This window comes from Pseudomonas sp. H1_D04, assembly GCF_054683855.1.
The window spans coordinates 1,054,554-1,079,769 of record NZ_CP162826.1; the positions used below are offsets into that span (position 1 = coordinate 1,054,554).

Sequence of the window (25,216 nt, forward strand, 5' to 3'; positions counted from 1 at the left end):
AACGCCTCGCGCAATGGATGACGCTGAGTGTTAACGACGGGCCGCCACTGCCGCTTCACCGACCGCCTGCCACGCCGTCAGGGCACTGTCGGCGTGTAGGGCGGTAGCGGCCAACAGATCCGTGGCGGCCAACCCACTGGTCGCGCAGGCCGCCTGGCACCGCCGCACCCAATCCACCTCAGCCATGGACGTGGCGCGACCGGAGGGCAGCTCCTGAAATAGCCGACGAATATCTGCCGTGTTCCAACCCAGCAGGTTGGCCAATACTTGGGCGCTTTCATCGTTGACTTCAGCGCGTAGCGTTTGGGTCTTCAGTCGCGCCTTTGTCGGGTTGACACTGATGAAATAGCCAAGCAACGCATCTTCGGGCTGGCGCTGGCTCTTGAACCACTGGCTGTAACATCCCAGCAAAAAGAAACTGGACCATGACAAGTCGGACCCACCGGTGCCCCCCAGCCATTCAGGCCGTACAAGAAACAGGCGCAGCGCGCGGGTACTAAGCCCTAAATGCAGGGCCGCTCGCGCATGGCGAAGCAGCGCCTTGAGGTGCTCGATCAATCTGGGCGTCGCATCGGATAGCACCAGTGACAGCAATTGGTACACAGTGCTCCCTGCCCAATGCGCCACTGCCTGGGTGCGATCCATCGGCAAGCTGCTGAGTTCCTGAACAAGGCCTTCTATCAATCGTAATTGCCTGTCACGGCCGTTCAGTAGCAGCGCTCCAAGTTTTTCCAGGCTAGCGGCCCTGACCTCTTTATCCAGGGCCAGGGACTTGAGTGCCTCCGCCAGCGCAACTTGCAACTGCGCCTGTGTGGTATCGACGACATCAAGCGGCAAGGCTTTGACCAAACCCTGCTCATCCAACAGCGGTAGCAAAACCGTAGGCCAGTTAATAACGTCGCCCGGGGCGCGAGACTTGGACGTTTTTTCATGGGTGGGCAGGTTCAGCGCCTGGATCATCTGATCAGTGATGAGCACTTCGCGCGTGTCGCTGGCCAGCTTGGACAGGCGCTCCTTCAACCCTTCCAGCGGTAGATAATCACTTGGATCGAGGCCCAGAAGCTGACGTACCTGAGTGACACTTTGCTTGCTGTCCTTAAGCCAGGTCACCGCCCAGTCCATTTGCATCAGCACATCGAGGATGTCTGGCGGTTGCCTCGAGGAATCACCCCAGGCAATACCCGTAATGATCAGGTCACGGTTGGGGAGACTGCCGCATTTCACCCGCATAAAGCTGATACGTTCTGGCTGCTGGGTGAGCGCTTCCCAGCCCGCCCGCGAGATGCGTTTGTCAGCCAACGAAACAGACTGCCCGGCTCTCAAAGGAAGCAGGGTCAGCACACCTGTTCCTGCTGGTTCTCTAAAAAACTCGCGCACATCGGGGGCCGCCGGTAAGCGGAGCAAGGTGAATACGCGAGAAATACCACTGTTCTCGAAATCCGCCCCTTCATCGACCCACAGCTCTGAGCCTGGTAATAACTTTAAATAATCTCCAGAATCTTCGCTGTTGAGCACCAAAGCCAAGCGAATGCTCAAACCATTGGCGCTATCAGACGCCGAAATCAGCAAAGGTTTGTAGGGCTGCAATCGTGCTGGTGGCGCCAACCGCCCAGTGCACACAGCTCGACGAAAGTCCACGCCACCCAACAAGTCAGATAGCCCCCAACCCTCCTCTTGAGAAAGCCCAAACAATTTCGGTATGCGGGCTTGACGGTACAACGACGAGACCGTTTCCAGGTCACGTCGCAAAGGGCCGACGAAAAGCTCTGTTTGTGCACACAGTCGAAAAAGCGACGACTCCGTAGGTTGGAGGCCAAGACCAGCACACAACTGTGCAATAGTTTTTTTCGACGCCGCCTCGGAGCCCTCGGCGTTGAAGGGCTTCTGGTCCAACACCAGTGGGCTGTCAAACAGCGCCACCGAGTTGAACCGTTGGTCAAACAACGACACCGCATCACCCGTGGCATAGGGGGTGAGGTGGTGCATAAAAGCCGCGAACTCTTCGGGCGTGACCCGGTAACGCTCACTGAGATAGCGGTAGACCCCAAGGGTACGCAAGGTGTTGAGATTGAGGTCCATGCCCAGGTTGAACTCACCCTCGCTACGAATCGCACTGATGATCAGCGTATCCAGGTGCGCGAAGGGAATATCGAGCCAACGCTGCAAGCGGATCATGCGCTGCAAGCGGTCGAAGCGCTGGGGCGACGTCTTGGTCAGGTACCAGGACACACTCTCGCCGTAGCGCTGCTCCCTCAGGCCCATTGAGTTGTCGAATTGATCACGGCGAATAGACGCGGCGGTGGCGGGCACGACGCTGTCATAGCGATCGGAACCATGGCCATTCACATAACAGGCGCCGTAGTGCGAAGGGTGTGGATAGGCCATACGTTCAACACCACCAACGCGTTGCGGGTTGGTACTGGGGCAATTAGGGGATAGGCGTGGAAAATGGGTACGCTGGGATAACAATGCCTCAACCTGCTCAGCATTCAACTCGGTTTGCTGCATGAAGCGCTTGAGTTCAGTCACCTCCTCACTACCTGCACTGGCGGCAGTCTCCAAGCCATAGCTGCTTCGCCAGAACATCTGCTGTTCAGTCGACCAGTTCACCCATTCATCCAGCACCATTGTCACGCTATAGGCCGCCAGACCGTTGGGGGCCGACGAGGTGCCAGTAGTGGGGGTAATTGTGAATGTAGCGCTGTACCCGGGATTGAGCGGAAACGGTATGTCAGATTCCAACCGGATGCTTGGGCAGCGCGTTTCTGAATCGGCAGGGTGCAGATAATTGAGCCGGTAGAGATTGGTGTTACTGGTCGCACGCAAAGCGAATGTGAACGTGCTTTGAAGCTCTGTCCCCGCGCTCGCGTTCACAAAATTGAGCTTAACCGTATTGGGTGTCCGATAGTCCGAGCTCAAGACGTCGGCAGGCGGGGTGGCACTCACAACAGCAGGCTGCCCGAGGCGCAACAGAAACCCTGCGACAGTTGGCTTATGCGGCACTAGGTGAGAGGTACCCGGGGCGGTCCAGAGCATATTCGAATCTAGATTGGCCTTCGACAAATAAAACGTCGTAAACAACGACGGCTCAATCAATAATTGCTGCTGCTGCGGACTCAATCCGGACAACAGCAACTGCGCCTCATGAGCCGTGGTCTGCACCGCGCCATACAGATTGCCGTGAGGTTGAGTCGGCGGTAGCGCATAACTGATCCGGTAGTTCAACTCCCCCAACTGCAACTTGCTCGCAGCTAACCCCAACCGACATTGGTGGTGAGGAAAGCTGTAGGGGAAGATAAACGGATGACGTCGATTGGCGAGCAGTTCGTATATTGGTGCTCCCCCCGGAATACTCTGCACATACCTCGAAATATCATCTTTGAGCACCTCATTGACCTGCTCCAGCATCGGTCTGGAAGTAAAGGTGCTTTGCTGGTCGATGAGCAACGTGGCGATATCCGGACGACGCGTCGCCAGCTTGATCTTGGCGTGTGTGCCGGCCCCTGACGTTTCCAACGTACGCGTGGCAAAGTGATACAACTCGCGCAAGTAGGCTACCGGTGAGTCAATCGCAGCAAGGGCGCCCACACTGCAGAACTCATCCCAGTTTTCCTTGAACAGGTTCGGATAACTTGGACCTATGTCGGTTAGCGCCCGAATGCCCGTGCGCTGAGTCAGATGCTGGTCTTTTCCGCTGGACAACCGATGTTCGCGATACAAGCGACCAATCTGCACGGCGTAACACATGGCATTGTCGTAAGCCAGCGCACCGTCGGCGTCGCAGATCTCGCCCAGGCGCTCCATGAACTGGGGCTTGGACTGGCCAATGATGTCGAATACCGACTCGATACCCAACTGCCGCATCGCGGTGATGAAATTGACTGTACCCCGCGCTTTTTTATTCTTCGCGTTTGCTGCGCTGACGAGGTTGAGCAGCAATTTTTCATTTTGGCGTTCCATGCATATCACCACCAAGCCGGGGGGGGGTCTGTGGACAACACTAACGCGCCCCCCAGGATCGCGAACCTGTGAAATCTAACAGGCACCCTGCGTTGCTCGACCAACGGTCAACCTCCGCAGAACCGAACCGAAGATGGTCAACCCAGGGCTTGCTTGAGTAGGATGGTTGTTCCCCTCGTGAGGTTGCCTCCATGTTCTTCGGCGTTTTACTGATCATCACCTGGCTGATCCTGCTGCTGCGCTACCCGGCCAAGGCCCTTCCGGTTTCCCTTGCTGCCTTAGCAGGCCTGGGTCTCGTGGCCGTCTGGGTGGTGTGGCTGGACAGCCGCGAAGCTTCGCAACTGGCCCGCCTTGAACTGCGCATCACCTACGCCCCGCAGGACTGCCCCGCCGACCGCCCGCTGAAACTGACCCTGAACAACGGCAACGACGTGCCGCTGACCGAACTGCGCTGGCGCGTCGCCGCCTATGCGCCGGGCGACACGGTCAACCTGGCCGATAACGTCTATGCTGCCCCGCGCTATCGAGGCCCCGGCGAATTGCAGGCCGGCGCGACGTGGGACGATTGTCTTCCCACCCCACCGCTGCGCCCCGGTTACCGCCCGCAAACCCTGGAATTTCGTGCCGAGCACCTGCAAGGCAGCTTCTCGGACTGACAAAGGACTGATCCATGCCCAACGTACTCATCACCGGATGTTCCAGCGGCATCGGTCGCGCCCTGGCCGATACCTTCAAGGCTGCTGGCTTCGACGTATGGGCCAGCGCCCGCCGCCAGGACGACGTCGACACCCTTAGTGCCGCCGGTTTCAACGCCCTGCAACTGGACGTTAACGACAGCGCCGCCCTGCAACACCTGGCCGAGCAGTGGGGGGAGTTGGACGTGTTGATCAACAATGCCGGCTACGGCGCCATGGGCCCGCTGCTCGATGGCGGCACAGAAGCGATGCAGCGGCAATTCGAGACCAATGTGTTTTCCATCGTCGGCGTGACCCAGGCGTTCTTTCCCGCACTGCGTCGCAGCAAAGGCCTGGTGGTAAATATCGGCAGCGTTTCCGGCGTATTGGTCACCCCGTTTGCCGGCGCCTACTGCGCCTCCAAGGCAGCAGTGCATGCCTTGAGCGATGCTTTGCGCATGGAGCTGGCACCCTTTGGCATCCGAGTGATGGAAGTGCAACCCGGCGCCATCGATACAAGCTTTGCAAAAAACGCCGGCGCCCAGGCCGAGCTGTTGATCAACGAAAAATCGCCGTGGTGGCCGTTGCGCGAAGGTATCCGTGCACGCAGCCAGGCCTCTCAGGACAAGCCCACCCCGGCCAGGGTGTTTGCGGCGGATGTGCTCAAGGCGGTGCAACAACCACAGCCTCCGCGCCTGTTGCGCTCGGGCAACGGCAGCCGGGCGTTGCCGTTGATGGCGGCGTTGTTGCCCAAGGGGTTGCTTGAGACCGTATTGAAAAAGCGCTTCGGCTTGCGCCGCGTGCTGTAAGCGAGCGGGAAGCCCACCTGCCAAAACCCGGGATGAGTGCCATAATCGCCGCCTCCCTCTAGACACTGACTGGCCCCACAAGGGTAATGCGATGGAAATCAGAAAAATTCGACTGAATAACGTCGGCCGTTTTACCGACTTGGAAGTCGCCTTTGCGCCTACCGAAAAGCATCCATCGAAGGTGACGGTGTTTGTGGGGAACAATGGAGCGGGCAAGACGACTATTTTGAAGTCGATAGCGACGTCGTTAAGTTGGCTGGTAGGACGCATTCGTACCGATAATGGCGGTGGCAGTCCTATCCAAGAGGATGTGGTCAAAAATGGTGAACGATTTGCCTCAATTGATGCTGAAGTCGGCGGCGTACCTCACCAGTCAACATCAGCTTCCGCGACTTACTCGTGGACACTCGCTCGCACCTTGCGAGGGCATAAAGCAAAGGTGAATAGTTCTCTGGCCAAACTAACTGAGCTGGCTGAATTCTATCGTTTTCATATCGGGTTGATTGACGACAACAGCTCACTTCCGCTTGTGGCCTTCTACCCTGTCGAAAGATCTGTCCTTGACGTTCCACTAACAACCCGAAAATCCGAAAAACCATTCGATCAATTTGATGGGTACGAAAACGCTCTAAATGGTGGCGTAGATTTCGGACGTTTTTTTGAATGGTTCCGTGACAGGGAAGATACTGAGAACGAGCAAGGAATATCCTCAGCCGTAATGGAACAGTTAAAAAAAATCTCTAGCTCGGATGAAAAACTTGTATCTGAACTGAAAAATCTGCACCTAGCGTCACGCGACCCTCAGCTAAATGCTGTGCGATCCGCCGTATACAAGTTCATGCCTCACTTTAAAAACCTTCGAGTCCAACGCAAGCCTAGATTGCATATGGCCATCGACAAGTTAGGCAATACACTCAATGTTTCTCAGCTTTCTCAAGGGGAGAAATCACTGATGGCACTTGTCGGCGACATTGCTCGCCGCTTGGCAATCATGAACCCGTCATTGAGCAATCCACTTGAAGGCGCCGGCATCGTCCTAATCGACGAAGTAGACCTCCATCTTCATCCTCAATGGCAGCGCCGCCTTATTCACCAACTCACCGAAACCTTCCCCAACTGCCAATTCATCCTGACCACCCACTCCCCTCTGGTGATCAGCGATACCAAGGACGTCCTGTGCTACGTCCTTGACGACGGCGAATTGGAAGAACGCAACGGCCTCTACGGTCTCGACGCCAATCAAGTACTGCTCAGTGTCATGGACACCGATGTGCGCAATAGCGAAGTTCAGGCACGCCTTGATCGCTTACTGGAACTGCTGCAAGACAAAAAACTGAAACAAGCCAAGACACTTTTCAACGAGCTGTCTGCCGAGCTTGAACCTGGTCATATCGAACTTGCCAAAGCCGCCCTGCTGATTCGCAAGTTGGAGCTGCGCAGTGCGTAAGATCACCAAAGGAGACGAACCGGCAGCCTTGACACAATGGAAGCGCAAGCACCCGATGGGCAGTTACTTAGATTTAAGTGCTGAAGAAAGAACTCGCATCCGCCAAGCCTGCGTGGAAGAACAACATGGCTTGTGCGCATATTGCTGCCACGAAATCACATCAGACAGCGCCCACAACGAACACGTTGAAGCCAGAGAGTCCGCCCCCCACCGCTCGCTGGATTTTTCCAACATCGTCGCCAGTTGCAACCGCAGCAAACAGTGCGGCAGAGCCCACGCCCATAAGGTTTTGCCACTAACATCCCTGATGGATGAGTGCGAAACCGAGCTGAAATTTTATCTTTCTGGCCGTGTAGAAGGCCTGAGCCCCAGGGCCGTGACCTCCATCCAAGTGCTGAACCTTGGCGACTGTCGCGAAAACAACCGCGCTTTGTTCGGCGCCAGAAAGTCGATCCTGGATGCACTGCTCTACGACAGCGGGATGGAGGGCGATGATCTTGAGGTGGCCGACTTCGACTTGCTGACGCTGCTCAAGGAGGAACTGGAACAGCCCGACACCAACAACCGTCTAAAACCCTTCTCCCCCGTTCTGGTGAACGTGATTCGTCAGCTCGGCGCCTGATAACGAGTACTCAATGATCGATTACAGCGATTTTTTTGAAGAAGTGATCCAGACCCACGTCGAGATCGAGCAATGGTTTGCCGGGGTTGCGCCAGAAGGCACCCTGCAAAACCTGCTTGCGCGCTTCTCGCCAGAGTTCAGCATGATCGCCCCCGCCACCGGCACACGCGTCAATGCCGCCGGGGTCAACGCGCTGTTCACTCGCCTGGGCGGAATGCGCCCGGGATTGAAAATCACCTTGAGTGAAATGACCGGGATTGACCGACATGCGCGCGGGGCCACGGTGACTTATCGGGAGCTTCAGGTGGATGACAGCGGCACTAGGACCGATCGCCGCGCGACCGTGGTGTTTGAGAAGCAGGCGAGTGGCGCGCTGTTGTGGCGGCATTTGCATGAAACATTTATCAAGGCCTGACTTGGTCAAATGTGGGAGGGGGCTTGCTCCCGATTGCGGTGCATCAGTCAGCTTATACGTAGCTGACCCACCGTTATCGGGAGCAAGCCCCTCCCACATTTCAGTTCGGCGTTTGGTTAACGATCACGGTGCAGGTGATGCCCGCCGCCAACAAAACGCCTTCCGGCACTTCATCAATGTGAATTCGCACCGGCACGCGCTGGGCCAGGCGCACCCAGTTGAAGGTCGGGTTCACATCGGCGATCAGCTCGCGGCTCTCAGGGTTGTCACGGTCGTAGATGCCTCGGGAGATGCTTTCTACGTGGCCCTTCAACGTCTCGCCGCTCATCAACTGCATATCGGCTTTGTCACCGACGTTCACATGGGGCAGCTTGGTTTCTTCGAAGAAGCCATAGACCCAGAACGAGTTCATATCCACCACGGCCAGCTTGGCTTCACCGATGCGCGCGTAGTCGCCACGATGCACGTTGAGGTTAGTGACGTAGCCATCCACCGCCGCCACGACCTGGGTGCGTTTCAAGTTGAGTTCGGCCGCTTCGAGTTGTGCCAGCGCGTGCTGGTAATCCGCCAGGGCCGAGTCGGCGATGTTGCTGGCGTCATCGCGGTTTTCCTTGGAGATCACCAAGGCGTCGAGGTCGGCGCGGCGGTGGGCGTTGACCTTGCGCATCTCCCAGGTGGCTTTGCGCGAGGCCACCAACGATTGCGCTTGCTTGACCGCAATGCGGTAGTGCTCGGGGTCGATCTGCATCAGCAGGTCGCCCTTTTTGACCAATTGGTTATCGCGCACGGGCACGTCGATCACTTCGCCGGTAACGTCCGCTGCGACGTTGATGATGTCGGCGCGTACCCGGCCGTCGCGGGTCCATGGGGTTTCCATGTAGTGCACCCACAACGTGCGGCCAATCCAGATCGCCAAAGCCAATACCAGCAGGGTCGCAAGCAGGCTGAAAAACTTTTTCATCGGGGCATTCTCAACGGTAGACGGTCAGCGCCAGGGCGCCGAACAGGCAAACGAACAGGCTCAGGCGCAGCAACGCCGGGTGCCAGAAAAAACGGTACAGGTCGAAGCCGGCCAAGAAGCGGTCCAGCGCCCACGCCAGGCCTGCAGCGATCAGGAACATCAAGGTCATCGTCGGCATGTAGAGGCCGTGGAACGCGATTTCACGGGGCATGGGGGGATCCTTTAAGGGCCGCCAGCGGCGATTGCGGGTCGAGCAACGAGGTGCGGATAAAGTGCAGGTAGCTCTTCACCCGGCGCAGCGCCGAGGTGTCGAAGTGTGGGGCGAAGGGTTCGTCGGTGGCCTGCACGCGGCTGATCGCGTGGTCGACGGCGATCAGGCCGCGCTCCAGATTGCTCGCGCTGGGTTGCAGGAACAGTCGCACCAGCGAGCGGCCCATCACGCGGATCGCCTGGCGCCACGGCTGGGACTCGGCATACGCCGGGTGCACTGGCAGGATCGCTTGTTCCTTGCGCAACTCGATGATCGCGTGACCGACTTCCAGCACAACAAACATCCAGCGCAGCAAATCACGTTGTACCTGCGGCTGACCGACGGCGAGGCCATAGGCTTGGTGCAACAGGTCACGGGTGCGGCTTTCAAAACTCGACGCCAACCCCTTGAGCTTGCCGCTGATCGCGTACACCACCTGCTCGCGCAGATCCTGCTCCAGGCGGCGCCACAGCCAGCGGCTGTTGGGCGGCAGGATGATCGCGCCGGCGGCCGCACACACCAGCATGCCGATGATCATGGCGATGTAGTCGTTGATGAAGGTATAGGGGTTGTAAACCGTGAGATTGTCCGGCACCGAGCCCGTGCTGAAGAAAATCAGCAGGCCCACGCCAACGCCTGCGTACTGCGGGCGTGAGGCGAGGAAAGCACCGAGGATGATCACCGGCGCGAGCATCACGCACAGCAGCGGGAAGCCGTCGATCCACGGGAACACGAAGAACATTTCGACAAAGCCCACCAACGCGCCGATCAAGGTGCCGCAGGCCATCTGGAACGCCATGCGTTTCGGGTTGGGCGTGGCGGCTGACAGGCCGACGGTGGCGGCGGCAATCAGGGTCATGGTGGCGCCGCTGGGCCAGGCGGTCGCCACCCAATAACTGCCGAGTACGATCAGGATAAACGACGCACGAATCCCCGAAGCGGCGCAGGCCAGCCAATTGGTTTTCGGCGTGTAGGCTTCGTCCCAGTCTTCCCGCGCATGGCTGTGGTCGGCCAGTGAGGCATGGGTTTGCGCGTAGTTGTGCAGGTCGTCGACGAAGCGGTAAAGCAACTCGTAGGCGGTATGGAAATCCAGTTGCTCGGCCTCAGTGGGCTCACCTTCCTGGAAGGCCGTGCGCAGGCTGCGTACCTTGGCCGGCAGGCCGTCTTTGTAGGCCGACAGTTGGTTGACGAGGCGTGCCGCATCGGGGCTGGTTAATGCGCGACCGGAGAACCCATCGAGCACTTCGGCAAGGTCCTGCAGGCCGGGCTTGATCGCCGCCGCCACGTGATCCGCAGCATCCGTGCGCAGCCGTTCGAGCAACTGGTGCAAGGCATTGAAGCGCGTGGTGATGCTCATGAATTCGCTGTTGAGGCGACTAAGCCGGCCATTGCGCCGGCGCATATGCGGGTCTTCGAACACGGTAACGCTGCGCAGCCCTTCCAGGCCCACGGCTTCGGCGATGAAGCGCACGTTGCTGGCCTCGAAGCCTTCACGCTGGCTGCGCCCGCGCAAGCCATCGGTGACGAACTGCGCGAACACCCCGAAGCGCTGATACAAGGCATTGCGCATGGCGGCGCTGGAGGTCTGCGGCAGAATCGCAGCGCTCACCAGCGTGGAGCAGATAATTCCCAGGGAGATTTCCAGTACTCGCCAAACGGCCGCCATAAAGGCGCCATCCGGATGGGCCAGCGCCGGTAGGCCAACCATCGCCGCCGTATAACCGGCCAGCACAAACCCATAGGCGCGGAAGTTACGGTTGCGCGTCGCACCGGCGGTGCAGATGCCGACCCAGATCGCCAAGGCGCCCAGAAACAGTTCGGTGTTTTGCGCAAACAAGGCGATCAACAACACCATCACCGCCGAGCCCGTCAGGGTGCCGAGGAAGCGGTAAAAGCTCTTGGCGAACACCTGGCCGCTCTGCGGCTGCATCACGATAAACACGGTGATCATCGCGGTGCGCGGTTGCGGCAACTCCAGGCGCATGGCCAGCCACAGAGTGAGGAACGCGGCGATCAACACCTTGAAGATGTACACCCAGGTCACGCCGTCGCTGCGTGCCCAGTCGAAAAAACCACGGCGCCACTCAAGGGAATGCAGCCAGCGCAGCGGTGCAGGCAAGGGAGTCATTACAACCTACTCAGTGATCGAATACGGCGAGGGCCGCCGGGGTTTTGCTCGGGAGGGTCTTGGCGTTCTGCGGTGCGTCCTTGCCTGCTTCGAGGCCACCGCCCAGGGCGGTTACCAGTTCGGCGTGTGCGCTCAAACGCGCGGCCTGGACCTGCTGCTCGATCTGTTGCTGGCGAAACAACAGGGTCTGGGCGTTGAGCACATTGAGGTAATCGGTGAGGCCGCGCTGGTAGGCGATCATCGCGATGTCATAGGTTTTCTGCGCCGAGGCCACCGATTGCGCGGCGAAGCCTTGTTGCTTGTCCATGGATTCTCGGCGGATCAACTGGTCGCTGATGCCCTTGAGCGCATTGATCAGGGTCTGGTTGTAACGAGCAACGGCGCTGTCGTAACCAGCGCTGGCTTCACCCAACTCGGCACGCAAGCGGCCGCCGTCGAAGATCGGCAAGGTGATCGCCGGACCGACGTTGTAGTTGAATTTCTTGCCCGCCAGAAACTCCAGCATGCCGCCGCCGGTGGCCATGTAGCCGAGGCTGCCGACCAGATCCACGTTGGGATAAAAACCCGCGTGAGCCACATCGATGCCACGGGCCTGGGCCGCCACTTGCCAACGGCTGGCGACCACATCCGGGCGCTGGCCGAGCAACTGCGCAGGCAGGGTGGACGGCAGTTTCAGTGGCGCGGCAAGGGACAGGCTCGGCCGTTGCAACTGCGCGCCCTCCCCCGGGCCTTTACCCGCCAAGGCCGCCAGTTGGTTACGGCTCAGGGCGATTTCTTCGTCGAGGGCGTCCAGTTGGCGGTGGGTTTCCGGCAGCGGGGTTTCGGCCTGGCTTACATCGAAGTGGGTGCCGATCCCGGCATCAAGGCGTTTGTTGGCCAGGTCGAGGATCTGCTGCTGCTGGGCCAACGTAGCGGCGACGATATCGCGGTTGGCGTAGTGCAACGACAGCTGTATATAGGCGCGCACCACGTTGTTCTGCAATTCCAACTGGGCCTGGCGCGCCTCGGCAGCGCTCATGTGCGCCAGGTCGACGGCACGCTCGGTGGCGTTGCTTTCGCGGCCCCACAGATCGAGGGCGTAGCTCAGGCCCAAGGATGAGTTGTTATCCCAGGTGTTGGCGCCGCTCAGTTCGCCGGGGCCGTAGAACTGATCCTTGGGCCAGTTGTGGCGCTTGAGGGTGGTGTCGCTGCTGATCTGCAACGACTCGGCCGACTCGGCAACCCCGGCCATCGCCCGCGCTTCTCGCACCCGCGCGGCGGCGATGGCCATGCTCGGGCTGCTGTGCGTGGCGAGTTCGACCCAATGGTTGAGTTGCGGGTCGCCGTAGGCTTGCCACCATTGTGCGGTGGGCCAATGGGCGTCCTGGGCGGCGCTCTGGATCGCTTCGTCGGTGGCCAGGGTATTGGCGTTCAACGCGTGGCCTTGGGGGGCGATTCCTCCGGTTCCGATGCAGCCGCTGATTGCTAACGATAAGGCCCAAACACTGAGAGTCTTCAGCTCTCTGCTGATGCGACGCGGCACGGCAAGCGAATTCCTGAGGTGGTGATGCGGGGAAGGTGGCGCAATTCTAGGGGGCGGGAGGAATGGCGATAAGCTGGCATTCCTGTGAATCTTTGTTACCGTTCAAGCGATAATCCGTTGGTAGGGATCACTGGACGGCGTAACTTTCTGTCACAATTTGTTATCTCCCCTGAGAACACTCCATGGACACTTTGCAAAACATGCGCGCCTTCAGTTGCGTGGCCGAAGCCGGCAGCTTCACCGCCGCTGCCGCCCAACTGGACACCACCACGGCCAACGTCTCGCGCGCGGTCTCCAATCTGGAGGCCCATCTGCAAACCCGCTTGCTCAACCGCACTACCCGGCGCATTGCCCTTACCGAAGCAGGTAAACGCTACCTGCTGCGCTGCGAACAGATCCTGGCCTACGTCGAAGAAGCCGAGGCCGAAGCCAGCGACGCCCATGCGCGCCCCGCCGGACAGTTGAAAGTGCACACCATGACCGGTATCGGCCAGCACTTCGTAATCGACGCCATTGCCCGCTACCGCCGCACCCACCCGGACGTGACCTTCGACCTGACCCTGGCCAACCGCGTGCCGGACCTGTTGGACGAGGGCTATGACGTGTCCATCGTGCTGGCCAGCGAACTGCCGGATTCAGGCTTCGTCTCCCAACGCCTGGGCATCACCTACAGCATCGCCTGCGCCTCGCCCGACTACGTCAAGGCCAAGGGCTGTGCACAGCGCCCCCAGGACTTGCTCAACCATGCCTGCCTGCGCCTGGTCAGCCCAGTGATTCAGTTGGACAAGTGGACCTTCAACGGTCCCGAAGGCCAGGAAAGCGTGGCGATCAATACCTCGCCGTTTCTGGTGAACTCTGCGGACGCGATGAAAACCGCGATCACCAGCGGCATGGGCGTCGGCCTGTTGCCGGTGTATGCGGCCATTGAAGGCCTGCGTAATGGCACCTTGGTGCGGGTCATGCCCACCTACCGTTCCCAGGAGCTGAACCTGTACGCCATCTACCCCTCGCGCCAGTACCTGGATGCGAAGATCAAGACCTGGGTGGAATACCTGCGCGGTTCGTTGCCGGAGATCCTGGCGGCGCATCAGGCGGAGCTGGTGGCGTACGAGTTGAGTGGCAGCCTGAGCGGTGCGCGGCTGGCGAACTGATTGCTACCAGGCGATACAGGTCAAATGTGGGAGGGGGCTTGCCCCCGATGGCAGTGGATCGGTCAATACATCTGGCGACTGACGCACCGCTATCGGGAGCAAGCCCCCTCCTACATGTTTCCCTGCCCACTTTAGGTCTGCCGTGTCCTGACAACAGTGGCAAGGAATGTTAGCTTGCTTGGCATTCTTCCGTAGTCGATGAGCCCGCCTGCCATGAAAAAGACTGTCCTCGCCTTCAGCCGCGTCACCCCAGCCATGATCGAACGCCTGCAACAGGATTTCGAGGTGATCGCGCCAAATCCAAAGCTGGGCGACATCAATGCGCAGTTCAATGAAGCCCTGCCCCACGCCCACGGTTTGATCGGCGTGGGTCGCAAGTTGGGCCGTGCGCAGCTCGAAGGCGCGAGCAAACTGGAGGTGGTGTCCAGCGTGTCAGTGGGCTACGACAACTACGACGTGCCGTACTTCAACGAGCGCGGGATCATGCTCACCAACACCCCTGACGTACTCACCGAAAGCACCGCCGACCTGGCGTTCGCCCTGCTGATGAGCAGCGCGCGCCGAGTGGCAGAGCTGGACGCCTGGACCAAGGCCGGTCAGTGGAAAGCCAGCGTCGGCGCGCCGTTGTTTGGCTGTGATGTACACGGCAAGACCCTGGGCATCGTCGGCATGGGCAATATCGGCGCGGCCGTGGCCCGTCGCGGGCGCCTGGGCTTCAACATGCCGATTCTGTACAGCGGTAACAGCCGCAAGCTGGAGCTGGAACAGGAGTTGGGCGCGCAATTCCGTAGCCTGGACCAGTTGCTGGCCGAGGCGGATTTTGTCTGCCTGGTGGTGCCGTTGAGCGACAAGACCCGTCACCTGATCAGCACGCGCGAGCTGGGGCTGATGAAATCCAGCGCGATTCTGATCAACATCTCCCGTGGCCCGGTGGTAGACGAACCGGCGCTGATCCAGGCCCTGCAGGACCAGACCATTCGCGGCGCCGGGCTGGATGTGTATGAGCAGGAGCCACTGGCGCAGTCGCCGTTGTTCCAATTGAGCAACGCGGTGACCCTGCCGCATATCGGCTCGGCAACCAATGAAACCCGTGAGGCCATGGCCAACCGCGCGTTGGACAACCTGCGCAGTGCTCTGCTGGGCGAGCGTCCGCAGGATTTGGTGAACCCGCAGGTCTGGAAGGGCTGATGTTAAGGGCCCTGATCGCGCCTACAGTTTCCAGCGGCTGGGTCGATAACCTTTCATAGATCGTCATCCCTGATCCACAGAAGGTTTTTATGTCCACCACCAAAGCCCGCGCAGACTCACTCTCACTTCTGCTCTTTACCTTGCGCAGCGGCAAGCTGATGGCCATCAACCTGCTGAAAGTCAGCGAAATCATTCCCTGCCCGCCGCTGACCAAACTGCCGGAGTCTCATCCGAACGTTAAAGGCATCGCCACCCTGCGCGGTGCCTCGCTGTCGGTGATCGACCTGAGCCGCGCCCTGGGCGAACGGCCCTTGGAAGACCCGAACGGCGGCTGCCTGATTGTCACTGACGTGAGCCGTTCCAAACAGGGTCTGCATGTGCAGGCGGTGAGCAAGATCGTGCACTGCCTGACGACCGACATCCGCCCGCCACCCTACGGCTCCGGCGGCAACCGTGCGTTTATCACTGGGGTGACTCAGGTGGAAGGCGGACTGGTGCAGGTGCTGGACATCGAAAAAGTCATCCACGGCATCGCGCCGGCACCGATTGAAGCGGCGCCCACCGACTTGACCATGGAAGAAGCCGAAGTGCTCGGCAATGCGCGAATTCTGGTGGTGGATGACAGCCAGGTCGCCCTGCAGCAGTCGGTTCATACCCTGCGCAACCTCGGCCTGACCTGCCACACCGCGCGCAGCGCGAAGGAAGCCATTGATGTGCTGCTGGAACTGCAAGGTACCGCCGCGCAGATCAATGTCGTGGTGTCGGACATTGAGATGTCCGAGATGGACGGTTACGCCCTGACCCGCACCCTGCGTGAAACGCCAGACTTCCAGCATCTGTACGTTTTGCTGCACACCTCCCTGGACAGCGCGATGAACAGCGAAAAAGCGCGCCTGGCCGGCGCCAACGCGGTACTGACCAAGTTCTCATCCCCCGAACTGACCAAATGCCTGGTGGTGGCTGCGCAAACCGTGGCGCAACAGGGTCTGTAATCGGTGACGGCGTATTACCAACTGCTGCGCCGCGACCTCACTGCCGGCCTGCCCGCGCCACAATGGCCGGTCGGGACCGTACTGGACCATTACCGTGACGCGTTGGCGCCAGCGATTCACGCCGTACTGCGCATGACCCAGGATCAGGGCGGTGGTCGTGTCGCCAACCTCGATGAATGGCGGCAACAGTTCGTGACCGATGCCGAATTCGACCCCACGCTGTGCCTGGTCGCCAGCAACGCCGACGGTATCCTCGGCGTAGCCCAGTGCTGGACCAGCGCCTTCATCAAGAACCTCTCCATACATCCTTGCGCTCAAGGCCAGGGGCTGGGCCGCGCGTTATTGCTGCACACCTTCCAGGTGTTCAAGCAACGTGGTGAACCTTATGTGGACCTCAAGGTACTGGAAAGCAACCTACGCGCCCGGCAGCTGTACGAGAGCGCGGGTATGGTGTTTGTACTGCGCGATGTGGTCGAAGAGGACTGACAGGCGCTGGCGCATAACTTGCTTCCAGAGAATCGTACCGGTGGAAAGAGGTAAAAACCCGTCACCGTAACTGCGTGCCCTCTGACCTAGCCTGGTGACAGATCCGCCATGAACACCCATTTTTCCTGCGTCGGTTGCGGTAAATGCTGCACCGACCACCACGTCCCCCTGACCCTCGCCGAAGCCCGTATGTGGGCGGCGGACGGCGGTAACGTCATTGTTCTGGTGGAGGGATTCCTCGGTAGCGGACTGGGCCTGCCCCAACAGCAACGCGAGCACGCCGAACGCCGTTCGGTGGTGGTGCCCAGCGGCAACACCGAAGCATTTGTGGCAATCACGTTTGCCGCCTACAACGCCGGGCGCTGCCGGAATCTTGACGAAGACAACCTGTGTCGCATCTATGAGCGTCGACCGTTGGTCTGCCGCATCTACCCGATGGAGATCAACCCGCATATCCCGCTCAACCCTGCCGCCAAGGATTGCCCGCCAGAATCCTGGGAACAGGGCCCGGCGTTGATCATCGGCGGCGAACTGATGGACCAGGAACTCGCAGCGCTGATCCAGCGTTCGCGCCAGGCAGACCGCGATGACGTGCAGACCAAGGAAGCGGTGTGCGCCTTGCTGGGCATTCGCACCACAGCGCTCAAGGGGGATGGGTTTACCGCGTACTTGCCGGACATGGGCGCATTTTCCCAGGCGATTGAGTTGGCAATTGATCTGCCGTCCGTGGCCAATGAGTGGGTGTTTCATGTGTCCGGGCTGGACATCGCCGAACAGGTGCTGGACGCCGGGGCGCAGATTGCTACCGAGGTGCCGGCCAACTACGCGTTTATTTCGTTGCGGGCTGCATAGTCTCTTTATCGACCTAACCCAAAAGCGCTCATGGCGCAGCGTCTAACCGGTAATGCCGGATTATCCGCTGATACTCACCATTCTGTTTCAGCTGTTCGAGGGCACAGTTGAGTTCCTTGCGCAGTGCGGTGTCGGGCTTACGCACCGCAATCGCCACGCCATCCCCCAGCAGTGCGGCCGAAATGGGCGGGCCCAGGAAGTCGAAATCCCGACCTTCGTCGGTGTCGAGCAAGGCTTCGCGAATTTCTACGGTGCCTTGCAGGGTTGCGTCGATTTCGCCGGCTATCAGACTGCGGACCAAATCATTATTGAGCCAGAAGCTCTTGACGATGACGCCCCTGTGCGCCCACTTCGTACGGGCAAACGCTTCACGATTGCTCCCCAGCAATACGCCAACCCGCTTGCCCTTGAGCGACTTAACATGGGGCAGCAGGCCTGATGTGCTGCGGCCCACCAGCCGGGTGGTAAAGGGATAGAGGTTATCGGTGAAGCTTACCCAACGCCGCCGTTCCGACGTAGGCGCCATCCCCATGATCGCGTCGAATTTTCTGGCTTCAAGGGAGAGGAAGTCTTCGACAACCACTTGGTCGACCCAAACGCAGCGCGCATTCAACTGCACGCACAGGGCATTGCCCAACTCGATATTGAGGCCAACCAACTGCCCTTGCGGGTCGCGGCTCTGGAAGGGGGGGAATTGCGCAGCAACGGCGAAGCGGATTTCGCGACGCGTTTGATCATCGGCCGCAAGGGCATCAGCCGAAAACAACAGGGCAAGCACTACACAGATGTGTATCAGGGCCAAGGGAAACGTCCTTTTCCGGAAAGACCAGCGTCGCCTCGCTCCCCCCATGAACATCGGGGGCAGAGCAAAGGCTGTGCAAGCTTTCAAGAAACGGCAGTGGACCTACAATCAGAAAGATCAGCAGAAGCTGTAGGCAACAATCGACACAATGTGCCGCTTGTTAACCTCAGCGTTTACCCATCGAACGACGGGTGCCCGGCGGCGCCATGCCCGGTGACTTGGTGTGGCCGTTTTTGGCACCGTTCTTGTACCAAGGCTGGGCGGCATTCTTGGCCCCAGCCAGCTCACCCGGCTTGAACGGAAACTTAAACGCCGGGATCTCGGCTTTTTCAACGCCTTCAGCGCTGGCCGGATCGACGATGTCGGTCGCGTCAACAGGGGGTTGTGTCGGGGAAGTCATGGAAGCTCCGGAGCGTGCAGAAAATGATGCGGGGCCGGCTTGCGGGCCACACTGGCGCGCAGTATACCTGCGCGCCTGAGATCTTTAACCACCGCCTGTACGAATGGTCGGAGTTTGCTGACAGCGCTGTCAGTTAGCAGTCACCCTGCTGACCGGGTTGAAGGGCTATAAAGATCACTCACTCTCCCCATCCTTTGCCCCGGCGCCTCACCCATGCAGATTCAACGAAAAACCGCCCTGATTGTGGGTGTCCTCGTGGTCGTAGCGATTGCAGCCTGGGCGCTGACCCGGCCGGCCAAGACCAAGCTGGCAGTACCGACCGCGATCCCGGTCCGGGTGGTGAGCGTGGTGCAACAGGATATCCCGCGTTTTGTCAGCGGCATTGGCACGGTGTTATCGCTGCACAGCGTGGTGATTCGCCCGCAAGTCGACGGCATCCTGACCCAATTGCTGGTCAAGGAAGGCCAACGGGTCAAGGTCGGCGACCTGCTGGCGACCATTGATGACCGCTCGATTCGCGCCAGTCTCGACCAGGCCAAGGCGCAGTTGGGCGAGAGCCAGGCGCAACTGCAGGTAGCGCTGGTCAACCTCAAGCGCTACAAGGAGTTGAGCATCGACGACGGCGTGTCCAAGCAGACCTATGACCAGCAACAAGCTCTGGTCAACCAGCTCAAGGCCACCGCCCAAGGCAACCAGGCCGCAATCGATTCGGCCCAGGTCCAGCTTTCCTACACCCAGATCCGCTCCCCCGTCAGTGGCCGCGTCGGTATTCGTAACGTGGACGCGGGCAATTTCCTGCGCACCAGTGATACCCAGGGCTTGTTCTCAGTGACCCAGATCGACCCGATTGCCGTTGAGTTCTCGCTGCCGCAGCAGATGCTGCCGACCCTGCAAGGCCTGATCGCCGCGCCTGCCCCGGCGAGCGTCGACGCTTACCTGGGCGCTGACACCGACGGCCAGACCGGCGACTTGCTCGGTGAAGGCCATTTGAGCCTGATCGACAACCAGATCAGCTCCACCACCGGCACACTGCGCGCCAAGGCTGAGTTCAGCAACGCCTCCCAGCGCCTGTGGCCGGGGCAACTGGTGACCATCAAAATCCAGACCGCCCTCGACAAAAATGCCCTGGTGGTGCCGCCGACCGTGGTGCAACGCGGCCTGGATTCGCACTTTGTGTACCGGGTCAAGGGGGACAAGGTTGAGGTGGTGCCGGTGCAGGTCACCTATCAAAACAGCGATGTGAACATCATCACGGGTGTGCAAGCCGGTGACGTGCTGGTCAGTGATGGCCAGTCGCGACTCAAGGCCGGTGCTCAGGTGGAGGTGCTCAAAGAACCACCGCAAGTGATCCAGACCGTCGATGCCAAGGTGCAGCCATGAGCCGCTCGCCTTCAGCCTGGTGCGTCGACCACCCGGTCGCCACCCTGCTGCTGACCTTCGCCCTGGTACTGCTCGGGATGATTGCCTTCCCTCGCCTGGCCATCGCCCCACTACCGGAAGCGGAATTTCCGACGATCCAGGTCACCGCACAATTGCCCGGCGCCAGCCCGGACACCATGGCCTCATCGGTGGCCACGCCGTTGGAAGTGCAATTCAGTGCCATCCCCGGCATGACCCAGATGACCTCCAGCAGTGCCCTGGGCTCAAGCCTGCTGACCCTGCAATTCACACTCGACAAGAGCATCGACACCGCCGCCCAGGAAGTACAGGCGGCGATCAACACCGCGTCGGGCAAGCTGCCCAGCGACATGCCGAGCCTGCCGACCTGGAAAAAGGTCAACCCGGCGGACAGCCCGGTACTGATCCTCAGCGTCAGCTCCGACAGCATGCCGAGCACCGAGCTGAGTGACTACGTGGAAACCCTGCTGGCGCGGCAGATCAGCCAGATTGACGGTGTGGGCCAGATCAACATCACCGGCCAGCAACGCCCGGCGATACGCGTGCAGGCCTCGCCTGACAAACTCGCCGCCATCGGCCTCACCCTGGCCGATGTGCGCCTAGCAATCCAGCAATCGAGCCTTAACCTGGCCAAGGGCGCGATCTATGGGGAAAACAGCGTTTCGACCTTGTCGACCAACGACCAGCTGTTTCACCCGGAGGACTACGCCCAACTGATCGTGTCCTACAAGGACGGTGCACCGGTTCAACTACGCGATATCGCCAAAGTCATCAACGGTTCGGAAAACGCCTACGTGCAAGCCTGGTCCGGTGATACACCCGGCGTAAACCTGGTGATCTCGCGCCAGCCCGGCGCAAACATCGTCGAAACCGTGGACCGCATCCAGGCTGAACTGCCGCGCCTGCAAGGCATGTTGCCGGCTTCGGTGCAGGTCAGCGTACTGACCGACCGCACCAAGACCATCCGCGCCTCGCTGCATGAGGTGGAAGTGACGCTGCTGATCGCCATCCTGCTGGTGGTGGCGGTGATGGCGTTGTTCCTGCGCCAGTTGTCGGCGACGCTGATTGTGTCCAGCGTGCTCGGCGTGTCGCTGGTCGCCAGTTTCGCGGTGATGTACCTGATGGGGTTCAGCCTGAACAACCTGACCCTGGTGGCGATTGTCATCAGCGTGGGCTTCGTGGTGGACGACGCCATCGTGGTGGTGGAGAACATCCACCGCCATCTGGAAGCGGGCCTCGACAAACGCGAAGCGGCCATCAAGGGCGCTGGGGAGATCGGCTTTACGGTGGTGTCCATCAGCTTCTCGCTGGTGGCGGCGTTTATTCCGCTGCTGTTCATGGGTGGCGTGGTCGGGCGCTTGTTCAAGGAGTTCGCGCTGACGGCGACGTCGACCATCCTGATTTCGGTGGTGGTCTCGTTGACCCTGGCGCCAACCTTGGCCGCGCTGTTCATGCGCGCCCCGACCCACCCCGCCCACGACAAACCCGGCTTCAGCGAACGCCTGCTGGCCGGATACTCGCGCAACCTGCGCCGCGCACTGGCCCATCAACGCACCATGGCCGCCATTTTTGTGGTGACCCTGGCCCTGGCCGTGGTCGGCTACGTGTTTATCCCCAAGGGCTTCTTTCCGGTACAGGACACCGGTTTTGTGCTCGGCACCAGCGAAGCGGCGGCCGATGTGTCGTACCCGGACATGGTCGCCAAGCACAAAGCCTTGGCTGAGATCGTCAAGGATGACCCGGCGGTGCAGGCGTTTTCCCATTCGGTGGGCGTGACGGGCAGCAACCAGACTATCGCCAACGGGCGCTTCTGGATCGCCCTGAAAGACCGGGGTGATCGAGATGTTTCGGCCAGCCAGTTCATCGAACGCATCCGCCCGAAACTGGCCAAAGTGCCGGGCATCGTGCTGTACCTCCGTGCCGGCCAGGACATCAACCTCAGCTCCGGCCCCAGCCGTGCCCAGTACCAATACGTGCTCAAGAGCAACGACGGCCCGACGCTCAACACCTGGACCCAGCGCCTCACCGAAAAACTGCGTGCCAACCCGGCGTTTCGCGACCTCTCCAACGACCTGCAACTGGGCGGCAGCATCACCCACATCAGCATCGATCGTCAGGCGGCCGCACGCTTTGGCCTGACCGCGACCGATGTCGACCAGGCGCTGTACGACGCCTTCGGCCAGCGCCAGATCAACGAGTTCCAGACCGAGATCAACCAGTACCAAGTGGTGCTGGAACTGGACACCCAACAACGGGGCAAGGCCGAGAGCCTGAACTACTTCTACCTGCGCTCGCCGCTGACCAATGAAATGGTGCCGCTGTCGGCACTGGCCAAGGTCGACCCGCCCACCGTGGGGCCGTTGTCCATCAGCCATGACGGCATGTTCCCGGCTGCCAACCTGTCGTTCAACCTGGCGCCCGGCGTGGCGTTGGGTGATGCGGTCGTCATGCTCAACCAGGCCAAGAATGAAATCGGCATGCCGACGACCATCATCGGCAACTTCCAGGGCGCGGCACAGGCGTTCCAAAGCTCGCTGGCCAGCCAGCCGTGGCTGATCCTTGCGGCGCTGGTGGCGGTCTACATCATCCTTGGGGTGCTGTATGAGAGCTTCGTGCACCCGCTGACGATTATTTCCACCTTGCCCTCGGCCGGTTTGGGCGCGTTGATCATGTTGTGGTTAATGGGGCAGGACTTTTCGATCATGGCGTTGATCGGCCTGGTGCTGTTGATCGGCATCGTGAAGAAGAACGGCATCCTGATGATCGACTTCGCCCTGGAGGCCCAGCGCGTGCGCGGGCTACCGCCGGAAGAAGCGATCTATGAAGCCTGCGTGACGCGGTTCCGCCCGATCATCATGACGACACTCGCCGCCCTGCTCGGCGCGGTGCCGCTGATGGTCGGCAGCGGACCGGGTGCAGAAATGCGCCAGCCGCTGGGGATAGCCGTGGTCGGCGGCCTGCTGGTGAGCCAGGCGCTGACGCTGTTCACCACGCCGGTCATATACTTGTACCTTGAGCGTTTTTTCCACCGGCCCAAACCAGCTGCCGAGCTGGCGACCACACACTGAGGCGGGTCATGCGCGTACTGATTGTTGAAGATGAAGAAAAAACCGCCGACTACCTGCACCGCGGCCTGACGGAACAGGGCTACACCGTCGATGTGGCCCGCGAAGGCGTCGAAGGTCTCCACTTGGCGCTGGAGAACGATTACGCGGTGATCGTGCTCGACGTGATGCTGCCCGGCCTCGACGGCTTTGGCGTGCTGCGTGCATTGCGTGCGCGCAAGCAGACGCCAGTGATCATGCTCACTGCCCGCGAGCGCGTCGAAGACCGCATACGCGGGCTGCGCGAAGGCGCCGACGATTATCTGGGTAAGCCGTTCTCGTTTCTCGAACTGGTGGCGCGCCTGCAAGCCCTGACCCGGCGCAGCGGTGGTCATGAGCCAGTGCAAGTCACCGTTGCCGACCTGTGGATTGACCTGATCAGCCGCAAAGCCAGCCGCAACGGTGTGCGCCTGGACCTGACGGCCAAGGAGTTCTCGCTGCTCAGCGTGTTGGCGCGGCGCCAGGGTGAAATTCTGTCCAAGACAGCGATTGCAGAGATGGTTTGGGACATCAATTTCGACAGCGACGCCAATGTGGTCGAAGTCGCGATCAAGCGCCTGCGCGCCAAGCTGGATGGGCCCTTCGAACACAAACTGCTGCACACCATTCGTGGCATGGGTTATGTGCTGGAGAACCGCAGTGCCGTCTAATTCCATCGCCCTGCGCCTGAGTGGCATGTTCACGTTGGTGGCGCTGCTGATTTTTGTGTTGATCGGTGGCGCGCTGTACCAGCAGGTCGACCGCAGCCTCGGATTGTTGCCGGGCGCGGAACTGGATGCGCGCTACAGCGTGCTGGAGTCCTCGGTGAACCGCTTCGGCACGCCGGACCATTGGGTGAAGATCAAGGCCAAGCTCAAACTATTGAGTGAGGAAGACAAGCGCATCCGCTTCTGGGTAGTCAGCACTGATCCGAACTTCGAGTATGGCGAACCGGATGCGCAGATCCGCGCCTTCGCCGAGGGCCCGAGCGGCAAGCGCGATTTGCATCTACCGGGCTACACCCATCCGTTCAAAGTGCTGGTGAGCCAGTTTCCAGCCAAGGACCAGCGCCCGCCGTTGCGCTTCATGATTGCCATCGACACCGAGAACTTCCGCGCCACTCAGCATCACTTGCTGGTGGCATTGGTCAGCCTGGCGCTGGTTGGCGTGGTGCTGGCTGCGCTGTTGGGGTTCTGGGTGTCGCGCATTGGCCTCAAGCCCCTGGGTAGACTCTCGGATGAAGCGCGCAAACTCGCGCCGCCAAAACTCTCCGGACGCCTGCAACTGTCGCCGCTCCCCCCGGAGCTCAAGCAGTTCGTCAACTCGTTCAACTCCACCCTCGACCGCGTAGAGCAGGCCTACTCGCGCCTGGAATCCTTTAACGCCGATGTGGCCCATGAACTGCGTTCACCGCTGACCAATCTGATCGGCCAGACCCAAGTGGCGCTGACCCGTGGGCGTTCGGCCGAGCATTATCTGGAAGTGCTGGAGTCGAACCTGGAAGAGCTGGAACGCCTGCGTTCGATCATCAACGACATGCTGTTCCTCGCCAGCGCCGACCAGGGCAGCAAGGCCACCAAGCTGATCGAAAGCTCCCTGGCCGATGAGGTGGCGACCACGCTCGACTACCTGGACTTCATTCTCGAAGACGCTCAGGTGCGGGTGCAGGTCCACGGCGACGCCCAGGTACAGATCGAAAAAGCCCACCTGCGCCGTGCGCTGATCAACCTGTTGAGCAATGCGGTTCAGCACACGGCGCCGGGGCAGGTGATCGACGTGAACATTGACGTGCTGGAGCATCAGGTGGCCATCGCCGTGACCAACCCCGGCGAGGCAATTGCCGGCGAGCACCTGCCGCGGTTGTTCGAGCGGTTCTATCGGGTGGACGCCTCGCGTAGCAACAGCGGGGCGAATCATGGATTGGGGCTGGCGATCGTCAAGGCGATTGCGTTGATGCACGGTGGCGACGTGTTTGTGCGCAGCGAACAGGGGGGCAATACCTTCGGCATTACTCTGCCGGTGTAGGCCGCCCACATGGAATCAGATCCAATCACTGTTGCGATTTGGGCAACAGTC

Annotated in this window: 21 protein-coding genes; 14 read left to right on the forward strand and 7 right to left on the reverse strand. The window is 60.3% G+C overall.

Annotated elements, in window-relative coordinates; genetic code table 11:
- Positions 1 to 30: 30 nt before the first annotated feature.
- Positions 31 to 3,960, reverse strand: a complete 3,930-nt coding sequence (locus AB4N82_RS04895; RefSeq protein WP_122764755.1) for a Tc toxin subunit A — start codon at positions 3,958 to 3,960, stop codon at positions 31 to 33.
- 191 nt (positions 3,961 to 4,151) lie between these two features.
- Here AB4N82_RS04895 and AB4N82_RS04900 point away from each other — a divergent pair, with 191 nt between their 5' ends.
- From AB4N82_RS04900 to AB4N82_RS04920, 5 genes are all read left to right on the forward strand, one after another.
- A complete protein-coding gene (locus AB4N82_RS04900) occupies positions 4,152 to 4,616 on the forward strand; it encodes a multidrug transporter (protein ID WP_095183880.1) in 465 nt (154 codons plus the stop codon).
- 14 nt (positions 4,617 to 4,630) lie between these two features.
- Positions 4,631 to 5,443 (forward strand): SDR family oxidoreductase, encoded by an 813-nt coding sequence (locus AB4N82_RS04905; RefSeq protein ID WP_122764754.1) that lies wholly within the window; start codon positions 4,631 to 4,633, stop codon positions 5,441 to 5,443.
- A 91-nt stretch (positions 5,444 to 5,534) separates the two neighbouring features.
- Positions 5,535 to 6,890 (forward strand): AAA family ATPase, encoded by a 1,356-nt coding sequence (locus tag AB4N82_RS04910; RefSeq protein WP_122764753.1) that lies wholly within the window; start codon positions 5,535 to 5,537, stop codon positions 6,888 to 6,890.
- Positions 6,883 to 7,512, forward strand: coding sequence for a retron system putative HNH endonuclease (locus AB4N82_RS04915; RefSeq protein ID WP_122764752.1), 630 nt, complete (start codon positions 6,883 to 6,885; stop codon positions 7,510 to 7,512). The genes AB4N82_RS04910 and AB4N82_RS04915 overlap by 8 nt, the downstream gene beginning before the upstream one ends.
- A gap of 13 nt (positions 7,513 to 7,525) precedes the next feature.
- Positions 7,526 to 7,927: a DUF4440 domain-containing protein gene (locus AB4N82_RS04920; RefSeq protein ID WP_099601160.1), complete on the forward strand. Its 402-nt coding sequence runs from the start codon at positions 7,526 to 7,528 to the stop codon at positions 7,925 to 7,927.
- A gap of 100 nt (positions 7,928 to 8,027) precedes the next feature.
- Here the strand turns inward: AB4N82_RS04920 and AB4N82_RS04925 are convergent, their stop codons facing one another.
- Genes AB4N82_RS04925 through AB4N82_RS04940 form a run of 4 tightly spaced genes read right to left on the reverse strand, consistent with a single transcriptional unit; the run spans position 8,028 to position 12,788 of the window.
- Positions 8,028 to 8,888: an efflux RND transporter periplasmic adaptor subunit gene (locus AB4N82_RS04925; protein WP_095183877.1), complete on the reverse strand. Its 861-nt coding sequence runs from the start codon at positions 8,886 to 8,888 to the stop codon at positions 8,028 to 8,030.
- Between the two features lie 10 nt (positions 8,889 to 8,898).
- Positions 8,899 to 9,099, reverse strand: coding sequence for a DUF1656 domain-containing protein (locus AB4N82_RS04930; protein ID WP_032886341.1), 201 nt, complete (start codon positions 9,097 to 9,099; stop codon positions 8,899 to 8,901).
- On the reverse strand, positions 9,089 to 11,266 hold the full coding sequence (locus AB4N82_RS04935) for an FUSC family protein (RefSeq protein ID WP_032886340.1): 2,178 nt from the start codon (positions 11,264 to 11,266) through the stop codon (positions 9,089 to 9,091). The genes AB4N82_RS04930 and AB4N82_RS04935 overlap by 11 nt, the downstream gene beginning before the upstream one ends.
- Positions 11,267 to 11,276: 10 nt before the next feature.
- Entirely contained in the window at positions 11,277 to 12,788 is a 1,512-nt protein-coding gene (locus tag AB4N82_RS04940; RefSeq protein WP_122764751.1) for an efflux transporter outer membrane subunit, read from the reverse strand.
- A gap of 182 nt (positions 12,789 to 12,970) precedes the next feature.
- Here AB4N82_RS04940 and AB4N82_RS04945 point away from each other — a divergent pair, with 182 nt between their 5' ends.
- The 5 genes from AB4N82_RS04945 to AB4N82_RS04965 all read left to right on the forward strand — a co-directional run bounded on the left by AB4N82_RS04945 (position 12,971) and on the right by AB4N82_RS04965 (position 17,457).
- Entirely contained in the window at positions 12,971 to 13,939 is a 969-nt protein-coding gene (locus tag AB4N82_RS04945; protein WP_027604744.1) for a LysR family transcriptional regulator, read from the forward strand.
- Positions 13,940 to 14,152: 213 nt separating this feature from the next.
- A complete protein-coding gene (locus AB4N82_RS04950; RefSeq protein WP_032886485.1) occupies positions 14,153 to 15,127 on the forward strand; it encodes a 2-hydroxyacid dehydrogenase in 975 nt (324 codons plus the stop codon).
- An 89-nt stretch (positions 15,128 to 15,216) separates the two neighbouring features.
- Positions 15,217 to 16,119 carry a chemotaxis protein CheV gene (locus AB4N82_RS04955; RefSeq protein WP_032886338.1) on the forward strand — a complete coding sequence of 301 codons (903 nt, stop codon included), beginning with the start codon at positions 15,217 to 15,219 and terminating at the stop codon, positions 16,117 to 16,119.
- 3 nt (positions 16,120 to 16,122) lie between these two features.
- On the forward strand, positions 16,123 to 16,605 hold the full coding sequence (locus AB4N82_RS04960; protein WP_122764750.1) for a GNAT family N-acetyltransferase: 483 nt from the start codon (positions 16,123 to 16,125) through the stop codon (positions 16,603 to 16,605).
- A 108-nt stretch (positions 16,606 to 16,713) separates the two neighbouring features.
- The gene (locus tag AB4N82_RS04965; RefSeq protein WP_122764749.1) at positions 16,714 to 17,457 is read left to right on the forward strand and encodes a YkgJ family cysteine cluster protein; all 744 of its coding nucleotides are present in this window, start codon (positions 16,714 to 16,716) and stop codon (positions 17,455 to 17,457) included.
- A 28-nt stretch (positions 17,458 to 17,485) separates the two neighbouring features.
- On the opposite strand, the gene AB4N82_RS04970 is transcribed toward AB4N82_RS04965, so the two are convergent.
- Together AB4N82_RS04970 and AB4N82_RS04975 are read right to left on the reverse strand one after the other, a co-directional pair.
- The gene (locus tag AB4N82_RS04970) at positions 17,486 to 18,259 is read right to left on the reverse strand and encodes a transporter substrate-binding domain-containing protein (protein ID WP_095183873.1); all 774 of its coding nucleotides are present in this window, start codon (positions 18,257 to 18,259) and stop codon (positions 17,486 to 17,488) included.
- Between the two features lie 166 nt (positions 18,260 to 18,425).
- Positions 18,426 to 18,659, reverse strand: a complete 234-nt coding sequence (locus AB4N82_RS04975; protein ID WP_032886334.1) for a hypothetical protein — start codon at positions 18,657 to 18,659, stop codon at positions 18,426 to 18,428.
- Between the two features lie 213 nt (positions 18,660 to 18,872).
- Here AB4N82_RS04975 and AB4N82_RS04980 point away from each other — a divergent pair, with 213 nt between their 5' ends.
- From AB4N82_RS04980 to AB4N82_RS04995, 4 genes are read left to right on the forward strand one after another with little or no spacing between them, the layout of a single operon-like run.
- Positions 18,873 to 20,039, forward strand: a complete 1,167-nt coding sequence (locus AB4N82_RS04980; protein ID WP_032886333.1) for an efflux RND transporter periplasmic adaptor subunit — start codon at positions 18,873 to 18,875, stop codon at positions 20,037 to 20,039.
- The gene (locus tag AB4N82_RS04985) at positions 20,036 to 23,125 is read left to right on the forward strand and encodes a multidrug efflux RND transporter permease subunit (protein ID WP_460104545.1); all 3,090 of its coding nucleotides are present in this window, start codon (positions 20,036 to 20,038) and stop codon (positions 23,123 to 23,125) included. Before AB4N82_RS04980 ends, AB4N82_RS04985 begins: the two co-directional genes overlap by 4 nt.
- An 8-nt stretch (positions 23,126 to 23,133) precedes the next feature.
- Positions 23,134 to 23,811, forward strand: coding sequence for a heavy metal response regulator transcription factor (locus AB4N82_RS04990; protein WP_032886331.1), 678 nt, complete (start codon positions 23,134 to 23,136; stop codon positions 23,809 to 23,811).
- A complete protein-coding gene (locus AB4N82_RS04995) occupies positions 23,801 to 25,165 on the forward strand; it encodes a heavy metal sensor histidine kinase (RefSeq protein ID WP_122755608.1) in 1,365 nt (454 codons plus the stop codon). Before AB4N82_RS04990 ends, AB4N82_RS04995 begins: the two co-directional genes overlap by 11 nt.
- Positions 25,166 to 25,216: the final 51 nt, after the last annotated feature.